At 65.4% G+C, this 19610-nt stretch carries 20 protein-coding genes and 1 riboswitch; of the genes, 15 read left to right on the forward strand and 5 right to left on the reverse strand.

The features are described 5' to 3' along the window. Positions 1–40 precede the first annotated feature (40 nt). From ACP7AS_RS00525 to ACP7AS_RS00540, 4 genes are all read right to left on the reverse strand, one after another. Entirely contained in the window at positions 41–1132 is a 1092-nt protein-coding gene (locus ACP7AS_RS00525) for a Glu/Leu/Phe/Val family dehydrogenase (protein ID WP_426027485.1), read from the reverse strand. An 86-nt stretch (positions 1133–1218) separates the two neighbouring features. Continuing rightward, entirely contained in the window at positions 1219–2232 is a 1014-nt protein-coding gene (locus ACP7AS_RS00530) for an alpha/beta fold hydrolase (RefSeq protein ID WP_426026872.1), read from the reverse strand. Beyond that, on the reverse strand, positions 2229–2852 hold the full coding sequence (locus tag ACP7AS_RS00535) for a uracil-DNA glycosylase family protein (protein WP_426026873.1): 624 nt from the start codon (positions 2850–2852) through the stop codon (positions 2229–2231). Before ACP7AS_RS00535 ends, ACP7AS_RS00530 begins: the two co-directional genes overlap by 4 nt. Further along, positions 2836–3156: a DUF3253 domain-containing protein gene (locus tag ACP7AS_RS00540; RefSeq protein ID WP_426026874.1), complete on the reverse strand. Its 321-nt coding sequence runs from the start codon at positions 3154–3156 to the stop codon at positions 2836–2838. The genes ACP7AS_RS00535 and ACP7AS_RS00540 overlap by 17 nt, the downstream gene beginning before the upstream one ends. 47 nt (positions 3157–3203) lie before the next feature. On the opposite strand from ACP7AS_RS00540, the gene ACP7AS_RS00545 reads away from it, so the two are divergent. The 4 genes from ACP7AS_RS00545 to ACP7AS_RS00560 all read left to right on the forward strand — a co-directional run bounded on the left by ACP7AS_RS00545 (position 3204) and on the right by ACP7AS_RS00560 (position 7438). Continuing rightward, the gene (locus tag ACP7AS_RS00545; protein ID WP_426026875.1) at positions 3204–3638 is read left to right on the forward strand and encodes a PaaI family thioesterase; all 435 of its coding nucleotides are present in this window, start codon (positions 3204–3206) and stop codon (positions 3636–3638) included. 103 nt (positions 3639–3741) lie between these two features. Continuing rightward, a riboswitch (SAM riboswitch) is annotated at positions 3742–3864 on the forward strand. Between the two features lie 104 nt (positions 3865–3968). Next, positions 3969–4958, forward strand: coding sequence for a homoserine O-succinyltransferase MetX (gene metX / locus ACP7AS_RS00550; RefSeq protein WP_426026876.1), 990 nt, complete (start codon positions 3969–3971; stop codon positions 4956–4958). After that, the gene (gene metB, locus ACP7AS_RS00555) at positions 4955–6145 is read left to right on the forward strand and encodes a cystathionine gamma-synthase (protein ID WP_426026877.1); all 1191 of its coding nucleotides are present in this window, start codon (positions 4955–4957) and stop codon (positions 6143–6145) included. Before metX ends, metB begins: the two co-directional genes overlap by 4 nt. Positions 6146–6157: 12 nt before the next feature. Next, the gene (locus ACP7AS_RS00560; protein ID WP_426026878.1) at positions 6158–7438 is read left to right on the forward strand and encodes a homoserine dehydrogenase; all 1281 of its coding nucleotides are present in this window, start codon (positions 6158–6160) and stop codon (positions 7436–7438) included. A 64-nt stretch (positions 7439–7502) separates the two neighbouring features. On the opposite strand, the gene ACP7AS_RS00565 is transcribed toward ACP7AS_RS00560, so the two are convergent. After that, on the reverse strand, positions 7503–8087 hold the full coding sequence (locus ACP7AS_RS00565; protein ID WP_426026879.1) for a polysaccharide biosynthesis/export family protein: 585 nt from the start codon (positions 8085–8087) through the stop codon (positions 7503–7505). 424 nt (positions 8088–8511) lie between these two features. Here ACP7AS_RS00565 and ACP7AS_RS00570 point away from each other — a divergent pair, with 424 nt between their 5' ends. The 11 genes from ACP7AS_RS00570 (at position 8512) to ACP7AS_RS00620 (ending at position 19602) form a co-directional block, all read left to right on the forward strand. After that, entirely contained in the window at positions 8512–10161 is a 1650-nt protein-coding gene (locus ACP7AS_RS00570; protein ID WP_426026880.1) for an MFS transporter, read from the forward strand. Beyond that, on the forward strand, positions 10154–10591 hold the full coding sequence (locus ACP7AS_RS00575) for an MAPEG family protein (protein ID WP_426026881.1): 438 nt from the start codon (positions 10154–10156) through the stop codon (positions 10589–10591). The genes ACP7AS_RS00570 and ACP7AS_RS00575 overlap by 8 nt, the downstream gene beginning before the upstream one ends. 111 nt (positions 10592–10702) lie before the next feature. Further along, positions 10703–12592, forward strand: a complete 1890-nt coding sequence (gene acs, locus ACP7AS_RS00580) for an acetate--CoA ligase (protein ID WP_426027486.1) — start codon at positions 10703–10705, stop codon at positions 12590–12592. 128 nt (positions 12593–12720) lie between these two features. After that, positions 12721–13293: a dTDP-4-dehydrorhamnose 3,5-epimerase gene (rfbC, locus tag ACP7AS_RS00585; RefSeq protein ID WP_426026882.1), complete on the forward strand. Its 573-nt coding sequence runs from the start codon at positions 12721–12723 to the stop codon at positions 13291–13293. A 12-nt stretch (positions 13294–13305) separates the two neighbouring features. Further along, positions 13306–14364: a dTDP-glucose 4,6-dehydratase gene (rfbB, locus tag ACP7AS_RS00590; protein WP_426026883.1), complete on the forward strand. Its 1059-nt coding sequence runs from the start codon at positions 13306–13308 to the stop codon at positions 14362–14364. Beyond that, positions 14357–15259 carry a dTDP-4-dehydrorhamnose reductase gene (rfbD, locus tag ACP7AS_RS00595; protein WP_426026884.1) on the forward strand — a complete coding sequence of 301 codons (903 nt, stop codon included), beginning with the start codon at positions 14357–14359 and terminating at the stop codon, positions 15257–15259. Before rfbB ends, rfbD begins: the two co-directional genes overlap by 8 nt. After that, complete coding sequence (gene rfbA / locus ACP7AS_RS00600; protein WP_426026885.1) at positions 15256–16125, forward strand: glucose-1-phosphate thymidylyltransferase RfbA; 870 nt, start codon at positions 15256–15258, stop codon at positions 16123–16125. Before rfbD ends, rfbA begins: the two co-directional genes overlap by 4 nt. 74 nt (positions 16126–16199) lie before the next feature. Continuing rightward, on the forward strand, positions 16200–17483 hold the full coding sequence (locus tag ACP7AS_RS00605) for a sugar transferase (RefSeq protein WP_426026886.1): 1284 nt from the start codon (positions 16200–16202) through the stop codon (positions 17481–17483). Positions 17484–17783: 300 nt separating this feature from the next. After that, entirely contained in the window at positions 17784–18605 is an 822-nt protein-coding gene (locus ACP7AS_RS00610; protein ID WP_426026887.1) for a hypothetical protein, read from the forward strand. Between the two features lie 9 nt (positions 18606–18614). Then, positions 18615–18899, forward strand: coding sequence for a hypothetical protein (locus ACP7AS_RS00615; protein WP_426026888.1), 285 nt, complete (start codon positions 18615–18617; stop codon positions 18897–18899). Continuing rightward, positions 18889–19602, forward strand: a complete 714-nt coding sequence (locus ACP7AS_RS00620; RefSeq protein ID WP_426026889.1) for an SDR family NAD(P)-dependent oxidoreductase — start codon at positions 18889–18891, stop codon at positions 19600–19602. Before ACP7AS_RS00615 ends, ACP7AS_RS00620 begins: the two co-directional genes overlap by 11 nt. Positions 19603–19610: the final 8 nt, after the last annotated feature.

Consider the following 19610-nt stretch of genomic DNA (forward strand, 5'->3'; position numbering starts at 1 on the left):
CGGCGTTTCCGGCCTCCCAAAAGGGAAGAGCCAGACGGGATCAAGCCGCCTTGCGCTGCTCGGCCTTCTGGTCGCGGGCCGCGTTGATGCGGGCCTCGGCGATGGCGTCAGCGATCTGGTGCGTGGGGCGCTTCTCGGCGACCGACCGGTCCAGAACCTCGTCCAGAGTCTCCATCAGACGCGACAGCTTGGCCTCGACCCAGGCCGGGTCGTAGGCCCCGCCCGTCTGGCGAGCGCGCAGTTCCGAGGCGACGTTGATGATGCCGCCGCCATTGACGACATAATCGGGCGCGTAGAGCACGCCGCGCTCGAAAAGCTGCTGGCCGATGTCCGGCGTGGCCAGCTGGTTGTTGGCGGCTCCGACGACGGCCTTGACGGTCAGGCGATCAAGCGTCTGCGGGTTCAACGTCGCGCCCAGGGCGCAGGGCGCATAGATGTCGGCCTTGACGTCATAGATGGCGTCCGGCGCGACGATCTCGGCATGGGTGCGGGCGGCGACCTCGGCCAGCAGGGCCGTGTTGACGTCCGTCATGATCAGCCGGGCACCGGCGGCATACAGCTTGTCGGCCAGATAGCCGCCGACGTGGCCGATACCCTGGACCGAGACAGTCAGGCCGGTCAGGTCGTCCTGGTTCCACAGGCGTCGCGCGGCCGCCAGGGTGGAGCGGTAGACGCCCTCGGCGGTGACGGGGCTGGGATCGCCCGAAGCCTCGGGACCGTCGTTCAGGCCCAGCACATAGGGGGTGACCTTGCGGGCCTCGGCGATGTCGGCGACCGACACGCCGACGTCTTCCGCCGCATAATAAAGACCGCCCAGCGTATCCACGGCGCGGCCGAAGGCACGGAACAGCTCGGGGGTCTTCTGGGTCCTGGAATCGCCGATGATGACCGACTTGCCGCCGCCCATCTCAAGGTCCGCGACCGCGTTCTTGTAGCTCATGCCCTTAGAGAGACGCAGTACGTCCTCGAGCGCCTCGGCGCTGGAGGCATAGTTCCACATCCGGGTGCCGCCGCAGGCCGGGCCGCGCGCACTTGAGTGAACAGCGATAATAGCACGCAGACCGGTCTTTTCATCAAAGACCGCGTGGACGCCCTCATGGTTCGCAAAGGACGGTGAATCGAACAGCGTCATGCTCATTCGAGCGTCTCCCGGGGTGTTTTTTTGTTGCGCGGCACATACCCTCCGACGTCGGACAGGGCAAGCACGGCCGTTTCACGTCAACGGGAGCGGGCCGCCTGGTCCAGCGCGGGCAGAACCGGAGCGGCTCCCGACGGCAGGGGCGCGGCCGGATTTCTCAGCCAGACGGCGACGTCGCGGAACATGATCTCGGCCTGCAGGTCGCGATCCAGGATGTGCCAGCCGTCGGGATAGTAGCCCGTCCGAAAGCCCGGACGGGTCCCGGCGTTTTCCAGCGCGCGCCGCATCGGGCCCTTTTCGACGACATGGTCGTGGGCACCATAGAGCAGCAGGGTCGGCCCGCGGACGGCGCCGAGCCGGTCGCTGGCGCTCTGCATCAGATCGACCAGGCCGTAGAGGGCGTCGAACCGGGTCGACAGGATGCTGGCCGGATCGCGGCCATTGCGGATCAGTTCCAGGCGGTTGTCGGAAGCCGCCTTCCCGCGGATGGCCCAGGCCGGCGGCTCGACCGAGCGGTCTCCCATGGCGCGGGCGGTGACCCACAGGGCGGTGCTGTTCAGGGCCCCTTGCGCCGACCAGCCCCAGACCCCGGGTGCCAGCAGGACGACACGATCGGCGGCCGGCGGGCGGCCCGAGCCGAAGGCGGCGATGGCGACCGAGCCGCCCATACTCTCGCCGACCACAGTGATGATGGCCTGCGGATGGCGGGCGCGGGCGATGGACACGGCGGTGCGGACGTCCTCGGTCAGGCGGGCCTCGCCGGCCCAGACGCCACGGCCCGGCGCGTCGCCGAAACCGCGCTGGTCAAAGGCCCAGGTCTCGATCCCCTGTTCGGCCCACCATGGGCCGGCAAGGCGGAAAGAGGCGCGGCTGTCGTTCATGCCGTGCAAGGCGATGATGACCGCCCAGGGGTCTCCGGCCTCGGGTGCCCAGCTGGCGAGCGGCAGGCGTGCGCCGTCGTCCATGATCAGCATGCCCGCTTCGAGCGCGGGCCCGGAGAATCCGGCCGGCGCGGCGAGTGGCGTCTGGATGGCCGGGGTGGCGCAGGCCGACAGGGTCAGGACTGCGGTCAGAAGGACCAATGCGCGGATCATGGCGCAAGGATGCCCTGAACACGCTCGCGAAGGTAGGGCACAATCTCGGCCTCGAACCACGGATTCCGGCGCAGCCAGGCCGTATTGCGCCACGACGGGTGCGGCAGGGGCAGGATGGACGGCGCGTATTCGCGCCACGCGCGCACCGTCCCGGTCATATTGACCTTCGCCTGATCCCTCAGCGCCCAGACCTGGGCATAGCCACCGACCAGCAGGGTCAGTTCGACATCAGGCAAGGCTGCCAGCAATTGCGGTCGCCACAGCTCTGCGCACCGGCGCGGCGGCGGATAATCCCCGCCGCTTCTGCCGTTTTTGTGGGGGGCCGTGCCGGGATAGCAGAAGGCCTGGGCGGCCACGCCAAGGCGTTGGTCGGCATAGAACGTCTCGTAGTCCACGCCCAGCCACTGGCGCAGCCGGTCGCCCGACGGGTCGGTGAACGGCAGGCCGCTTTCGTGCACGCGCCGCCCCGGGGCCTGGCCGCAGATCAGCAGCCGTGTTCCGGGAAAGACCCGGACCACCGGGCGCGGGGTATGCGGAAGCTGGCCGAGACAGGCCCGGCAGGCGCGGATGTCGGCGAGGACGGCGTCAAGGCCGTCCGCCGGATCATGCGAAGTCGTCATCGTCCTCGACGACGGGCGGCAAGGCCGCGAGGGCCGCCGCCGTTTCCTCGGCCGTCGGCAGACGCAGGCGGATCACCCCCTTGAAGGCGTTAGGGTCGATCACCTTGCCCTTCTTGGTGATGGTCAGCCGGCCCTCGCGCATCAAGGCGAGCGCGCAATGGCGCACCTTGGGCAGCATGCGCTGCCACTGCTCGGGCTGCAGGTCCTTGGCCACATCGGACGGTTCGATGCTCTTGCCGCCGACACCCTTGGGGTCGGCCTTCGCCAGTTTTTCGAAGATGGCGGATTCGATGGGGTCGCTCATCGTGCCTATATGCTGCATTGCGAGAGCAAGAAGAAGGCAGAGTTCGCATGGTCCAGAAAGTCACCGTAACCGAAGGCGAGTTCGCCGGCTGGCAGACCTATGATCTGCACGGCACCTTTGATCAGGTGGTGGGGCCGTTCTATTTCCGGCCCGACGCCGACGGGCGGATGCGATGCGCCTTCCGGGCCGAGCCCAAACACATGAACGCCGGCCACCGGATGCATGGCGGTTGCCTGATGACCTTCGCCGACATCGCCCTGTTCCAGACCGCCTATCAGGAGATGGAAGGGGCGTCCGGTGTGACTGTGTCACTGGACTCGACCTTTATCGACGGAGCCTGGGTCGGGGAACTGATCGAGGCAACCGGAGAAGTCATCCGCGCCGGCAAGAGCCTGATTTTCGTGCGCGGCCAGATCAATGCGGGCGAGCGGGTGCTGATGACCTACTCGGGTGTGATCCGGAAATTTACGCCGCGAGGCTGACCGGGGAACTGACAGGGCGGGCCGGATACGGGACCGGGCCGGTCGCGGCTTTGTGCTGCAACAAGGGGATTGACGTCGCGGGACGTGTCGGCCACCGTAAGGGCACTCATCAAGACCGGCGGAGGGATAGGCCCTTTGATGCCGGGGCAACCTTCCAGGATCCACCCGATCCCGGAGATGGTGCCAACTCCTGCGAGGCCTCCCCGGAAGCCGCGAGAGATGAGTGAAGCGACGGCCCCCTCACGCGTGGGGTCCGACTGACTTCACGGGTCTGTCACGCAAGGAATTGGTTCGCCCCATCGGTTTCGCTGAGCGAGACCGGAGCGGACCGTGGCGTCCATCGAGAAGACCAGAATCGAAGCGACGGGCCGCGATGTGCGCATTCCCGTCCCCGCCGGCTTTCGGCTTGAGTCCGGCCAGGACCTGACCGCGACCGAGGTCGTCGGACGGTTGTATGGCGTTGAGGGCGGCCCGCTGATTGTGGTCGCGGGCGGCATCTCAGGCGACCGGTTCGCCACGCGCTGGTGGTCGTGGGCCGTTCGGAACGGTGGCCCGATCGATCTGGATCGCGTGCGCGTTCTGGCCTTCGACCTGCTGCCGGGTCGCACGGATCGCGGCATCACCATCAGCACCCGCGATCAGGCGTGGCTGCTGGCCCTGCTGCTGGACGGCATGAATGAACCGCGTATCGACGCCTTCGTCGGTGCCTCCTACGGCGGCTGCATTGGTCTGGCTTTCGCCGCTGCCTTCCCCGCGCGGATCGGAGCGCTGACGGTCATATCGGCCGCGCATCGATCCCATCCCGCCGCAACGGCGGCACGCGGCATCCAGCGCAGGCTGCTGGCCTTCGCCCGTGACTGCGGCCGCGAGGCCGAGGGGATCGCCCTCGCCCGCCAGCTGGCCATGACGACCTATCGCTCCGCCGACGAGTTCGCCCTGCGGTTCAGCCTCACCCCGCCCACCCGTGCCGGCGAGCCCTATCCGGTCTGCGATTATCTGATCGCCCGCGGGGTCGACTATGCCGACGCCACCTCGGCCGAACGCTGGATCAGCCTGTCGGACTCGCTCGACCGGCATGAGGTCGCGCCGGAGGCCGTCCTCTGCCCATTGACCGTGATCGGCTTCACCTCTGACCGGCTGGTGCCGATCGCGGACAGCCGCGAGCTGGCCGCCCGGGCTCCGAACCTTCGCCGACTGATCGAGGCCCCTTCGATCTTCGGCCACGACGCGTTTCTGAAGGAGCGCGAGCTGGTCGGCCAGGCCCTTCACGACGTCCTCAAACCCCTCACCGCCCCCCAGCCCAGCGAGATTGCCGCATGACCGCCCCAGCTCAATCCCATCCCTGTACGACCGCCGCGCGTCATGGTGTGAACAGCGACCCGGCGCACGGCGCAGTGATGCCGCCGATCTATCTGTCGTCGAACTACAGCTTTGACGGGCTGGATGGGAAGCGGCGCTATGACTATAGCCGGTCGGGCAATCCGACCCGCGACTTGCTCGGCGAAACCCTCGCAAAACTGGAGGGCGGATGCGGTGCCGTGGTCACCGCGACCGGAATGGCCGCGGTGGATCTGGCGCTGTTCTCGCTCACACCCGGCGACCTGCTGATCGCCCCGCACGACCTTTACGGCGGGACCCATCGGCTACTGAGCGCCCGGGCCAGACGCGGCCATTTCGACGTGCAGTTCGTCGATCAGAACGACCGCGTCGCGCTGGACGCGGCCTTCGCCCTGCATCCGAAACTGATCCTTATCGAAACGCCGTCCAACCCGTTGATGCGTGTGGTCGATGTCGCCGACATCTGCGCACGCGCCCATGCCGTCGGCTGCAAGGCAGCGGTGGACAACACCTTCCTGTCGCCGGCGTTGCAGCAGCCGCTCGCCCTCGGCGCAGACCTGGTGATCCATTCGACCACCAAATACATCAACGGCCATTCCGACGTGGTCGGCGGCTGTGTGGTGGCCAGGGACCCGGCCGACCTGGAAAGCCTGACATGGTGGGCCAACTGTCTGGGGGTCACCGGATCGCCCTTCGATGCCTATCTGACCCTGCGCGGCGTAAGGACCCTGTTCGCGCGGATCGAGCGGCAGCAGGCGACCGCGGGCCGCATCGCGGAATGGCTGGACGCCCACCCCGCGGTGGGTGCCGTCCACTATCCGGGTCTCGCCTCCCATCCGGGGCATGCGGCCGCATCGCGTCAGCAGTCCGGCTTCGGTGCCATGCTGTCGTTCGAGCTGGCCAACCTCAACGCCGTGCGCGCCTTCGTTGATGAACTGGAGGTCTTCACCCTGGCCGAGTCGCTGGGCGGCGTGGAAAGCCTGATCGCCCATCCGGCCCTGATGACCCACGCCTCCATGGTTCCTGAAGCCCGCGCGGTGGCCGGCATCACCGATGGACTGCTGCGCCTTTCGGTCGGGCTGGAGCACCCGGAAGATCTGTTGGCCGATCTCGCCCGGGCCCTGCAGGCGGTGGTCGTCGACGCGCCCCTCGCCACTGAAGCCGCCTGAGAGGACCGCAACATGCCCGCCGTGTTCCTGTGTCGTCCCACAGTCGAGGGCGCGCCGGCGCCCGCCGCCGCCGAGCCGGTCGCCCTCCTTCAGCTCGACGCCGGCCAACCCGCCGACGCCGCTTCAGCCGTCTATCGTGAGTTCCGCCGCGGCCGGCGTGTCGTGGCCGTCGCATCCGGCGGGGCGACCGCGCTCGGCAGCCTGGTCACGGCGCTCGCCGCGATCGGCGTCGTAGCCACCCGGCCCGGCCACGGCGAGACCCTGCTGAGCGATGACGTCGCCCTTCTTGCCGGACCCGACGTCGCTACGGATGGTCCGGCCGCCGGGCCGTTCCGGCCCCTGCGCATCGCACTGGCCGGGTGTGGAGTCGTCGGTGGCGGGGTGCTGCAACGCCTGCTCGCCGACCCCCGCTTCGAGGTCGTCGGGGTGCTGGTGCGTGATCCCGGCAAGCGGCGCGACGTCGTCGTCCCGAAGGGACTGGTGCGGCTCGACCCCGCGGCTCTGCTGGCGCGAGAGCCGGCCGTGCTGGTCGAGGCCATATCCGATCCCTCGACGGGCCGGGCCCTGATCTGCGCCGCCCTGACGCGTGGCGTCGCCGTGGTCAGCGCCAGCAAACAGGCCCTCGCAGGTGATCTGACCACCCTGACCGCCCTGGCCCGAACGTCGGGCTCACCTCTGCTCTATTCCGCCAGCGTCGGCGGCGGTTCGCCGCTGATCGAAACCGTCCGCCGCGCCCGGGACCATGGGGCCGTGGTCCGCATCGAGGCCGTGCTCAACGGGACCTGCAACTTCATTCTCAACAGGCTGGCGGATGGTGTCACCTTCGACGCGGCGCTGGACGCCGCCCGCGTCGCCGGCTTCGCCGAAGAGGACCCGTCCGCCGATCTGACGGGTCTGGATGCCGCCGCCAAACTGTCGATCCTGGCGCATGAGGCGTTGGGCCAAGGTCCGACCGTGGATTCAATCCCCCGCGACACCCTGGCCGCCGACGCGGTCCTGCCCGCCGGGCGCGTTCGCCAGATCGCCAGTCTGGACCTGCGGGCCGGCACGGCGGACATCGCCTTCCGTGCGGTCGAGGGCGACGGCCTGTTCGCCGACCTGCCCGACGAGTGGAACGCGCTGCGGGTGGAGACGGCGGACGGCCGCGTCTTCACCACCCGCGGTCGTGGTGCCGGTCGGCTTCCCACCACTGAGGCCGTCTGGGCCGATCTGAACGACCTGCTCGCAGTCTGGCCGTATCAGGGGGGATGCAACGGTCACACCGATACAGACCCCCTCATCCTAAGGCTCTGATCATAAAAAATAAAGGGCGGCTAGTGGACCGATCTTTTGTCTCAAATCCTGACGCCGCCGGCCGCTATCTAAAAAGGGTGAAGATCCCCAAGCCCGGCAGGATCTCGACAATGTCCCGATGCCTTGCGCTCAGGCGGGAGGTGTCAACGACAACGACATCGTCGCCGAGTACGACCGGATCCGCAGTCTCACCGCGGCGGATGGCGGCGAGGTCGAAGACGGCGACCATCGGCCCTCCATCAGTCGATCTGAAGACCGCAACCCTTTTCAGGTCAGCGATCCGGGTACCGCCTTGCGCCATGGCGACCGCCTGCAAGAGGGTCGTGCGCCCGCGCATCTCATAAACCCCGGGCTTCATCACCGCGCCATCCACGGTAATCTTCTGGCTGGCGGCTTCAGAAACCGAGACAGATACCTCGGGATTTCGAAGATATCTCTCGCCCAGCCTTCTCTCCAGGTCCGTCGAAAGCTCTGCCGGCGTTAATCCAGCTGCCTGAACAGACCCCAGCAGGGGCAACTGCAGCTTGCCCGAGGCGTCAACAAAAATCTCAGCAAACGTCAAGTCCTCGACCTGGAATACCGTCACGGAAAGCTTGTCGGAGGGACCGATGCGATATCCGCTGGCGTCCGCGCCAGCGGAGGCGGCCATAAACTGCTCTGGATCAATGGTTCCAGCCGAACTGAACCCCGCTGGGCCCCTTGTACCGCATCCGGCCAGACTTGCCGCAGCAAGCAACAAGAGAAAAAATCGCATGGGTAAAGCTTCGATCCTGAATGCTGCTCGCCTTTGCCTGATCCTGGGTCAGTGAGCCGCGCCTAGGTAGGCTGGAGGACCCTCTATTGTCCAGAGGCGGAGCAGACGCAGCCAACGCTCTTTGAGGCCACCTTGCGGACGGTTGCCCTCGCGGGCACCTGCTGAGGCGCGGTCGCCGCCTCCTGGCCGAATACGCAGGGCTGCATCTGATCGGAGACGGGTGGCAATCCGTCCGCCTTCGCGGGAACGGACGGCAGTCGCGGCCCTCGACTCCGCCGGTTTCGCCGTCCACGCTCCAGTGTCAGCCTGGGGGAGACGCATGATCGAAGCCGCAGCCCACACCGTCGACCGCAGGGACCGTATGGTCATCCTGGCCTCCTCGGTCGGGACGGTGATCGAATGGTACGACTTCTATCTCTACGGCTCTCTCGCTGCGATCATCACCGCCCAGTTTTTCTCGGGCGTGAACGAGACCACGGGCTACATCTTCGCTCTGATGGCCTTCGCGGCGGGGTTCGCGGTGCGGCCGTTCGGGGCGATCTTCTTCGGCCGGCTGGGTGACCTGTGGGGGCGCAAGAACACCTTTCTGGTGACCATGCTGCTGATGGGGCTGTCGACCTTCGTGGTCGGCCTGCTGCCGTCCTATGCCGCCATCGGCGTGGCGGCACCGGCGATCCTCATCGCCATGCGGCTGGTGCAAGGCCTCGCCCTGGGCGGGGAATACGGCGGCGCGGCCACCTATGTCGCCGAGCATGCGCCACCGGGGAAGCGCGGCTTCTACACCAGCTTCATCCAGATCACCGCGACCGCCGGCCTGATGCTCAGCCTGCTGGTCATCCTCGGCGTGCGCACGGCGGTCGGGGAAGAGGCGTTCAAGGACTGGGGCTGGCGCATTCCCTTCCTCGTCTCGATCCTGCTGCTGGGCGTTTCGCTGTGGATCCGGCTCAAGCTGGCAGAGAGCCCGGCCTTCGCCCGCATGAAGGCCGAGGGCAAGGGATCACGCACGCCTCTGAAGGACAGCTTCGGCAAATGGCCCAATCTGAAGATCGTGCTGCTGGCTCTCATCGGCCTGACGGCGGGTCAGGCGGTGGTCTGGTACACAGGGCAGTTCTACGCCCTGTTCTTCCTCGAGAAGACGCTCAAGGTGGACGGCCCATTGGCCAACATCCTGATCGCGATCTCGCTCCTGCTGGCCACACCCTTCTTCGTCTTCTGGGGCTGGCTGTCCGACAAGGTCGGGCGCAAGCCGATCATCCTGACCGGCTGCCTGCTGGCGGCCCTGACCTATTTCCCCCTGTTCCATGCCCTGACCGGTGCCGCCAATCCGCAGCTCGCGGCGGCCACCGCCTCGGCCCCGGTCAGCGTCCATGCCGACCCCGCCGACTGCGCCCTGCAGTTCGACCCCGTCGGCAAGACGGTGTTCGACAGTTCGTGCGATCTGGCCAAGTCCTATCTGGCCAAGGCCGGCGTCAGCTATGCCAACGTCACCGCCCCGGCGGGATCGACCGCCGAAGTCCGCATCGGCGTTGTCGTGGTCCCCGGCTTCGACGGTTCCGACCTGCCCCGTCCCGACTTCAAGACCCGCAAGACCGAATGGGAGACGGGTCTGGGTAGCGCGCTGGCCATCGCAGGCTATCCGGCCAAGGCCGACAGTGCCCTGGTCAACAAGCCGATGGTGGTCGCCATCCTGTTCCTGCTCGTCCTCTATGTGACCATGGTTTACGGGCCCATCGCGGCGGCGCTGGTGGAGATGTTCCCGACCAGTATCCGCTACACCTCGATGTCCCTGCCCTATCATATAGGAAACGGCTGGTTCGGCGGCTTCCTGCCGACCGCCGCCTTCGCCATGGTCGCCGCTACCGGCAACATCTATTACGGCCTCTGGTATCCGGTGGTGGTGGCTCTGGTGACCGTGGTGGTCGGCTTCCTGTTCGTGCGGGATCGCAAGGACGTCGATCTGCATGCCTGAGGTCATGAACGAGACCGCCGCACAGGTGCTGCTGCCCCTGTGCCTGCATTTCGGCCTGATCGTCCTGCTCTACGCCGTCCTGACCTGGGCGAGGCTGGTCGTGGTACGTCGGGGCGAGGCCCGGACCGCAGACTTCGCCCGCGCCGACGGCGATCCGCGCCTTTCCGCCCGCATCCAGAGAAACCTCGCCAATCAGTTCGAGGCACCCGTCTTCGCCTGGATCGGTGCCCTGATCCTGATCCTCACCGGCCATGTGACGGGGCTGGATGTCGCCGCCGCCTGGCTGTTTCTGGCCGGTCGGCTGATCCACACCGCGGTGCAGTGCACCGGCGACAATGTGGGTCTTCGCGGAAAGGTGTTCGTGATCAATTTTGCGGGTGTGCTCTGGCTGATGGGCCACGCCATGCTAGCGATCACGGGTGGACCGTAACGCCGGCGACTGACCGCCGGATGACGGGCCCGGCCAAGAGACGACCGAGGACAAACCGTGACCGATCCTGACCTCTATCCCGTCCCCTCCGAATGGGCGCAGCGCGCCCGCATGAACGCCGCGGCCTATGAGGGCGCCCGCACCGCCGCGCGGGAAACGCCCGACGCCTTCTGGAGTGAACAGGCCCGCCGCCTCGACTGGATGATGGTGCCGACCGTCATCAAGGACGTGTCGTTCAACAAGGCTGACTTCCGCATTCGCTGGTTCGCCGACGGGGTCCTCAACGTCGCCTGGAACTGCCTCGACCGGCATCTGGCCGAGCGCGGCGACCAGACCGCCATCCTCTGGGAAGGCGACGAACCGAACCAGTCCGGCGGCCTGACCTATTGCGAACTGCATGCCGAAGTCTGCCGCATGGCCAATGTGTTGAAGGGCCTCGGCGTGGTGAAGGGCGACCGGGTCACCCTCTATATGCCGATGATCCCGGCCGCGGCTGTCGCCATGCTGGCCTGCGCCCGGATAGGCGCGGTGCACTCGGTCGTCTTCGGCGGCTTCTCGCCCGAAAGCCTGGCGGGGCGCATCGAGGATTGCGGCTCGAGGATCGTCATCACCGCCGACGAGGGCCTGCGCGGCGGCAAGCGGGTGCCGCTCAAGGCCAATGTCGACGCAGCCTGTGAGAAGGTGACGGTGGATCACGTTCTGATCGTCTCGCACACCAATGCCGACATCCCGATCGTGGCCGGCCGCGACGTGCGCTACGGCGAGGCCAAACACAGCGTCAGCGACGACTGCCCCTGCGAGCCGATGAACGCCGAGGACCCGCTGTTCATCCTCTACACCTCGGGTTCGACCGGAAAGCCCAAGGGCGTCCTGCACACCACCGGCGGCTATCTGTTCTGGGCGTCCTGGACGCACGAACTGGTGTTCGACTATCGCCCGGGAGAGGTGTTCTGGTGCACCGCCGACGTCGGCTGGGTCACCGGCCACAGCTATTGCGTCTACGGCCCGCTGGCCAATGGCGCGACCACCCTGATGTTCGAGGGCGTGCCCAACTATCCGACCGTCAGCCGGTTCTGGGAGATCATCGACAAGCACAGGGTCGAGATCTTCTACACCGCCCCCACCGCGCTCCGCTCGCTGATGCGTGAGGGGGACGGACCGGTGAAAGCCACCAGCCGAAAATCCCTGCGCCTGCTCGGCAGCGTCGGCGAGCCGATCAATCCCGAGGCCTGGCGCTGGTACCACGAAGTCGTCGGTGACGGCCGCTGCCCGATCGTCGACACCTGGTGGCAGACCGAGACCGGCGGCATCCTGGTCTCCCCGCTGCCCGGGGCCACGGACCTGAAACCCGGGTCGGCGACCAAGCCCCTGCCCGGCGTCGAACTTGAACTGGTCGACGCGGACGGCATCGTGCTGAAGGGCACAACTTCCGGCAATCTGGTCATCACCGACAGCTGGCCGGGCCAGATGCGCACCATCTGGGGCGACCACGACCGGTTCTTCGACACCTATTTCAGCGCCTACCCGGGCCGGTATTTCACCGGCGACGGCTGCCGGCGGGACGAAGACGGCGACTACTGGATTACCGGCCGCGTCGACGACGTCATCAACGTCTCCGGCCACCGCATGGGGACCGCCGAGGTCGAGAGCGCCCTCGTCCTGCACGACCACGTCGCAGAAGCGGCCGTGGTCGGCTTCCCCCACGACATCAAGGGCCAGGGCATCTACGCCTATGTCACTTTGAACGCGGGCGTCGAACCGCACGACGACCTGAAGAAGGCCTTGATCGCCCATGTCCGCAAGGAGATCGGCCCGATCGCGGCACCCGACGTGATCCACTGGGCACCGGGCCTGCCCAAGACGCGGTCGGGCAAGATCATGCGCAGGATTCTGCGGAAGATCGCCGAAGGGGATGTGGGAAGCCTGGGGGATACGTCGACACTGGCGGATCCCGGGGTGGTGGAGGAATTGGTGTCTCGTAGGGCGATTGGCCCAGGATAAGCCAACAAGGCCGTGCAACAGAAACTGGCGCAACGCGACGCCTGCCGTTCGTGAAGCTCGCCACTGCGGCCAGAAGCCGCTAAGGCTGGCCGCATTCTGTCAGATCCAAGCTGGACAACAACGCCGCGATGACGACGACGCCGATCCTTCTCCGCCCCCGGCGCTTCCAGGACACCCGAGGCTGGTTCTCAGAAACCTATTCCAAGGCAACGGCGGCGGCCGCAGGAATTGGATTGACGTTTGTTCAGGACAATCAGTCGTTCTCCGCCGCCACCGGTACGGTCCGTGGGTTGCATTTCCAGCGTCCGCCTCATGCACAAGCGAAGCTGGTGCGTTGCACCAGGGGTTCGATCATCGATTACGCTGTCGATATCCGCCGTGGTTCGCCCACTTACGGCCGGTTCGTGTCAGCCCGCCTCACGGCAGAGGGCGGCGAACAGATCCTCTTGCCGGTTGGCTTCGCGCACGGCTTTGTCACGCTGGAGCCCGATGTCGAGGTCGCCTACAAGGTCACCGACTTTTACGCGCCTGAGTGTGACGGCGGTCTGATCTGGAATGACCCTGACATCGGTATTTACTGGCCTCTTCCGGCGTCCGGTGCCTCGCTTTCCGAAAAGGACGCGGCGCTGCCCCGACTTGCCGAGTTGGACAGTCCGTTCGAATATGACGGCGCTCCGCTCGAACCCATTCCCGAACTCTGACGTAGGCCCGTGATGCGTATTCTGGTCACCGGGGGTGCCGGCTTCATCGGTTCGGCCCTTGTACGGCGCCTGATCGAGCACACCGAACATGAGGTGCTTGTGTTCGACAAGCTGACCTATGCCGGCGTACTCAGTTCGCTCGCACCTGTCGCATCGAGTAATCGCTACCACTTCGTCAAATCTGACATCTGCGATGCCGATGCGGTCTCAACGGCCCTTGCCGAATTCCGGCCCGACGTCGTGGCGCACCTGGCGGCGGAAAGTCATGTTGATCGCTCGATCGACGGCCCTGGCGAGTTCGTCCAGACCAATCTCGTCGGCACCTTCGTCATGCTGAACCAGACGCTCGGATACTGGCGTGGTCTCCAGGATACGGCGAAGGCGTCGTTCCGCTTCCACCACATTTCCACGGACGAGGTCTTCGGCTCGCTCGGGGACGAAGGCCTGTTCACCGAAACGACCCCCTATGATCCAAGGTCGCCCTATTCGGCCTCCAAGGCCGGGTCGGACCATCTGGTCCGGGCCTGGGGGCACACCTACGGCCTGCCTGTCCTGATCACCAACTGTTCCAACAACTACGGGCCGTACCACTTCCCGGAGAAGCTGATCCCCCTGATCATCATCCGGGCGCTGAACGGAGAACCGCTGCCGGTCTACGGCGACGGTTCCAACGTGCGGGACTGGCTCTTTGTCGACGATCACGCCCGAGCGCTGCAGGCCGTGTTCGAAACAGGCGCGCCGGGTGAGACTTACAACGTCGGCGGCAACGCCGAGCGGCGGAACATCGAGGTGGTGACTACGATCTGCTCGATCCTTGATCGGCTCGACCCTCGCAAGGACGGCCGCGGCTACGCCGAACAGATCACCTATGTGACTGATCGGCCGGGTCACGATCACCGGTACGCGATAGACGCCTCCAAGATCCGGGCTGATCTGGGCTGGACTCCGTCGGTGACGTTCGAACAGGGCATCGAGCAGACTGTCCGTTGGTATCTGGAAAACCGCAGCTGGTGGCAGGACATTCTTGACGCTCGCTATGCCACTCAACGGCTCGGCGTCTCGAATGGCTGAAACCCTGCACATCCTGATCACTGGCGGGGCGGGTCAGGTGGGATTGGAACTCCAGTCAGTGGACTGGCCCTCGCACGTGATCCTGCATGCGCCGCCCCGGACCGAACTCAACCTGGGCGATCTCGGTTCAGTCAGGGCCGCCTTTGCAACGACGCCGTTTGCCGCCGTGATCAACTGCGGTGCCTGGACAGCAGTGGACCAAGCCGAAACGAACGTCGCGGCTGCTTTCGCGGCGAACGCCATGGGCCCTGCCGTTCTGGCTGACGTGACCCGCGAAGCCGGTGTGCCGCTCGTGCAGGTGTCGACAGACTACGTATTCGACGGGTCGAAGACGGTCCCTTACGAGGAGACCGATTCCGTCGGCCCCCTCGGAGTCTATGGGGCGTCCAAGCTCGCCGGCGAGTTTGCCGCCCTGACAGGCAATCCGCGTTGCGTTGTCTTGCGTACGGCCTGGGTCCTGAGTTCGCATCGCTCGAACTTCCTGAAGACGATGCTGAGGTTGGCGGCCGACCGGCCCAGTCTCCGGGTGGTCGAGGACCAGCACGGCTGCCCCACGGCGGCCCGCGACATAGCGGCGGCGCTGAAGTCGATCACGATGAGAATGATTGCCGACCCCGGGGCGCCAACGGGCGTCTACCATTTCGTCAACGCCGGCGAGACGAGTTGGGCCGGCTTGGCCCGGGCCATATTCGCCTGCAGCGCCCGCTCGGGAGGCCCGTCCGCAACGGTCGAGGGCATCCCTTCGGCCGAGTATCCGACAACGGCGCGTCGGCCCGCCAACTCCCGGCTGTGCGGAGATAAACTGACACGCGACTATTCTATCGTCCCACGTCCGTGGCAGGAGGCCGTGGACGAAATTGTCTCTGAATTAATGCCTGAAAGGTCCTGCGTATGAAGGGCATCATCCTGGCCGGGGGATCAGGCACGCGCCTGCATCCGATGACCCTCGTCACGTCCAAGCAGCTGATGCCCGTCTACGACAAGCCGATGATCTATTATCCGCTGTCGACGCTCATGCTGGCCGGCATTCGGGAAGTGCTGATCATCTCGACGCCGCGGGACACGCCCAGCTTCCAGGCCCTGCTCGGCGACGGATCTGGCTGGGGGATGGAGATCCAGTACGCGGTTCAGCCAAGTCCGGACGGCCTGGCCCAAGCCTACATAATCGGTGCCGACTTCGTAGGGAACGAACCGTCCGCCCTCATCCTGGGCGATAACATATTTTATGGTCACGATCTCCACGGTCTGCTTGCAGACGCCAGAGACTCGACCGAGGGGGCGACCGTCTTCGCCTACCACGTCGGGGATCCGGAACGGTACGGCGTGGTAGAGTTCGACGCCGGCCGCAGAGCTGTCGCGATCGAGGAGAAGCCGCTGCAGCCACGGTCGAACTGGGCCGTGACGGGGCTGTACTTCTACGATGGTGAGGTCGTGGACATCGCGAAGTCCCTCAAACCCTCAGCCCGTGGGGAGTTGGAGATAACCGATGTCAATCGCCAGTACCTCGAGCGCGGCCGGCTCAATGTCCAAATCATGGGCCGAGGCTATGCCTGGCTCGACACCGGCACGCCGGAGAGTCTGCTGGAGGCCGCTGAATACGTCAGGATTCTGGAAAAAAGGCAGGGCTTCAAGATCGCGAGTCCCGAAGAAATTGCTTACCGGCAGGGGTTCATCGATGCGTCGCAGCTGCGGTGCCTCGCCGAGCGCCTCGGAAAATCTGAGTACGGCGCCTACCTCAACAAGCTTGTTGCTGACCAGTAGAACTGGAATGATGGTTTCTTGTGGCGCATCGTCTTGAGCACTCGATACGCGTTCGCAGTGCCCCTGTTAAACACATGAGCGACAAGATCCACGCCGAAGGTGCCCTCGCCCGATCGTCCGTCAACCCGAGCGGCCGTGAACTGTCGCTGCTGCTCATCGCTCCGGCGCTCGTGATCGCCTTCCTGATCCTGCCGCAGGTTTACGGCGGGGTCGTCTGGGGTTTCGGCTACCTGCATGAGTTCAAGGGTCAAGCTCTGAACTTTCTGGTCCAGAACGGCGTCGCCAACTTCCTGGTAATGGCGGGCTCACTCGGCCTCAAGGGGCGCCTTGATCGCAAGCTTGCGCAATCCCTCACACGGGCAGGAATTGTCCACGGTGGCTTCGCCTTCCTGGTATTGATGCTGCACCAGTTTCACTCGAACCAGATCCTGCTTCTCGGTGTGCTTGGATCATGCGTGTTCGGTCCCCTGTTCATGCTCTTCGAGCACAAGCAACGCCGCCCTAAGGTTGCGGTCCTGAAAACGTCGGATCTGAAGGATGCCATCGACACGGAATGCGACCACGTTTCCGACCCAAGCCAGGATTTGCGCCACTATGACGTGATCCTGACCGCAGAGATGGGCCACTTGCCCCCGCAGTGGGCTGCAACCCTCACTCGCGCCGCGCTATCAGGCACGCCCGTGCGCCATTTGGCGGAATATGTCGAAGAGCGGCATGGCATCGTCTCCATCGACCACTTCGATATCGACCACCTGCCGTTGGGCGGCCTGACCTCCTACGTCCTCCGCAAGCGCCTGATCGATATCGCTCTCGTCGTCCTTACCCTGCCGATCACAATCCCTCTCCTTCTGATCGGGATCGCGGTGGTGCGCTTCACCATGGGGAGCCCTGTGTTTTTCACCCAGCAGCGCACAGGTCTCGAGGGATGCGAGTTCGTGATGTACAAGTTGCGGACGATGAAACCCCTGGGCGCGGATGATGAGAAGCGCACCACCGTCAGCGGCGACGCGCGCATCACGCCCGTTGGACAGTGGCTCAGAAAAACCCGGATCGACGAACTGCCGCAACTGCTCAACGTGTTCAGAGGCGATATGAGCGTGATCGGTCCGCGCCCGGAGTGGACTTTCCTGAGCGCCCAATACACCCGCGACCTGCCGGTTTACGCTTACCGCCACCTTGTACGCCCGGGCATCACCGGCTGGGCTCAGGTGCGGGGGGGGTATGCAAGCGATCTCGCCGAAACGAGGACCAAGGTCGGCTACGACCTCTTCTACATCAAGAACCTGTCGTTCGCTCTCGACATGCAGATTCTGGTGCGTACCGCGTGGACCGTGGTGTCCGGTCGAGGTGCCCGCTAACCGGTCCAACGGGTCAATCCGACCCGATCGCCCAATCCTTGAGGAGCGTTCTCCCTGCTTCAGGTTACCCGATCCGTATTCACGCCTGCTGATACCCCGGCGCACATCGCCTTGGCTCGCAAGGTTTACGAGGGACCGGCGACCACCGATCGGGACCACTGGAACTGGAAACACGCCCAATCACCCTTTGGCGCATCAGAAGTGACATCCCTGCTGGCCTCTGGAGAACTGGTCGGCCGCACCATCAGCAGCAGCCGGCCTTTCCGGGTGGACGGAGTGGTCTGCCGCGGGCGGACAATCATGGACTTCGTCATCGACCCGGCCTTCCGGCGGGCCGACCAGACGATCAGGCTGATCCGGGCCGGATCGCAGATGGAAGACGGCGACATCATCCTGCACGGCTCCAACGAGATGAGTGATGCGCTTTACCGCAAGCTCTTCAGATACCCGATCGTGGGCAGCCTGACCGCCGCGGCCTTTCCCCTGCGCGTTCGGGGCCTCGTCGCCAAGATCGCCGGCCGCGCCGCAAGCCGGGTGGACGTGCTGGTCGCTCCGTGGCGCTGGCTCTGTCGCGGGATCGGGGCTGCGGCCCAGGCGCTTACGGGAATCCGGCTTGTAGAGGCGGCGCCGACCGATGCCGAAATGGACGAAATGCTGCAGGCCTTCCGTGAGAAGGCGGGCCCCCATTTCGAACGCTCGCGCGCCTTCGTCGACTGGCGTTTCCGAGCCGGCCCGGTGTTCAATGCCCGGGTGCTGAGCATTCGCACCAAGGGCGTATTCCGGGGCTACGTGGCCGTCCGACGCGTAACCGTGGAAGGCTTCGAGTTCGAGGTCATCATCGACTTCGCACACGATCTCCGATTGCGAGGATCGGAACGGCTGGCGCTGCGTCTGGCGCTCATCGGCATGACGGCTCGCAGGGGGGGCGACGCCCTGTTCGTGATCGCCAACTTCGCCAATGACGCCATTCGGCAGACGCTCGGTTTCCCGCTCGTCCCGATCCCGGACCGCTTTCTCAAGCACCCCACGCCGATCTTTGCCCACGTCCGTGACCATCGGGAAAATCGCTTGAAAGCGCTGGGCGGAACCTTCATGACACTGGCCGACATTGATTATCTCTAGTGAAGCGACATGAACTTCCTCAGCTTGGTCTTTGATGCGATCGACATCGTGAACGAGCAGATCGTCACCGGCTCGAAGATCGGCAAGACGGCAGACACCGTACTGCTTGGCGAAGAGGGAACGATCGACTCTCTCTCGCTCGTCAACCTTGTGGTCGCGGTCGAGGAACTTGTCGCGGACCGGACCGGCAAGGCGATCACGCTGGTCGACGAGGAAACGTTCACGGACGAGTCCCGCCCATTGGCGACTGTAGGCTCTCTGGCGAGCTTGGTGGACAAGAAGCTTGCCGACTGAGCGGCCTGAGACAGTCCTGATTACAGGCTCAAGCCGAGGTCTCGGGTGCCTCTTGGCCGAGCGGCTAGCTTCCCGAGGAGATCAGGTCGTCGGCCTCGCCCGGTCTCCTGCAGGCTTCGAACATGAGAATTACCGTCATATCCAGATCGACCTGACTGACGAGGCGGAGGTCGTCGGCGTGTTCGCGAAGCTCAACGCCGAGGCGGGCGGAATCCGGCTTTGCGTGAACAACGCGGGGGTTTCCCAGACCAGTCTGGCTCTCCTTACAAAAGCTCAGACCTTCAACGCGACCCTGACTGCAAACCTCACCACCGCCTTCCTGGTTTCGAGAGAAGCATTGAAGCACATGAAGCGGCGCCGGTTCGGCAGAATCGTGAACATGACGTCGATCAACGTCCCGATGGCGAGCGTCGGCGGTGCTGCCTACAACGCGTCCAAGGCGGGTCTTGAGGCGCTGATGCGCACCTTCGTCAATGAGATCGGTCCGACAGAGGACATCACGTTCAACGCGCTCGGCCTGTCGCTCGTCGCGGGCTCCGGAATGGTAGAGGGCCTGTCCCCCGCTGCCTTGCAGGCGAAAACCGCACGTCTCGCCAAACCGGCAATGCTTGACGTGTCCGAAGTGCTGCATGCCCTCGACTTTCTGGCCGCGCCTGAAGCGCGCAACATCACCGGCCAGACGCTGTATTTCGGGGGCGTATGATGGACGTC

Source organism: Brevundimonas sp. TWP2-3-4b2 (assembly GCF_049897345.1).
Lineage (GTDB): Bacteria > Pseudomonadota > Alphaproteobacteria > Caulobacterales > Caulobacteraceae > Brevundimonas.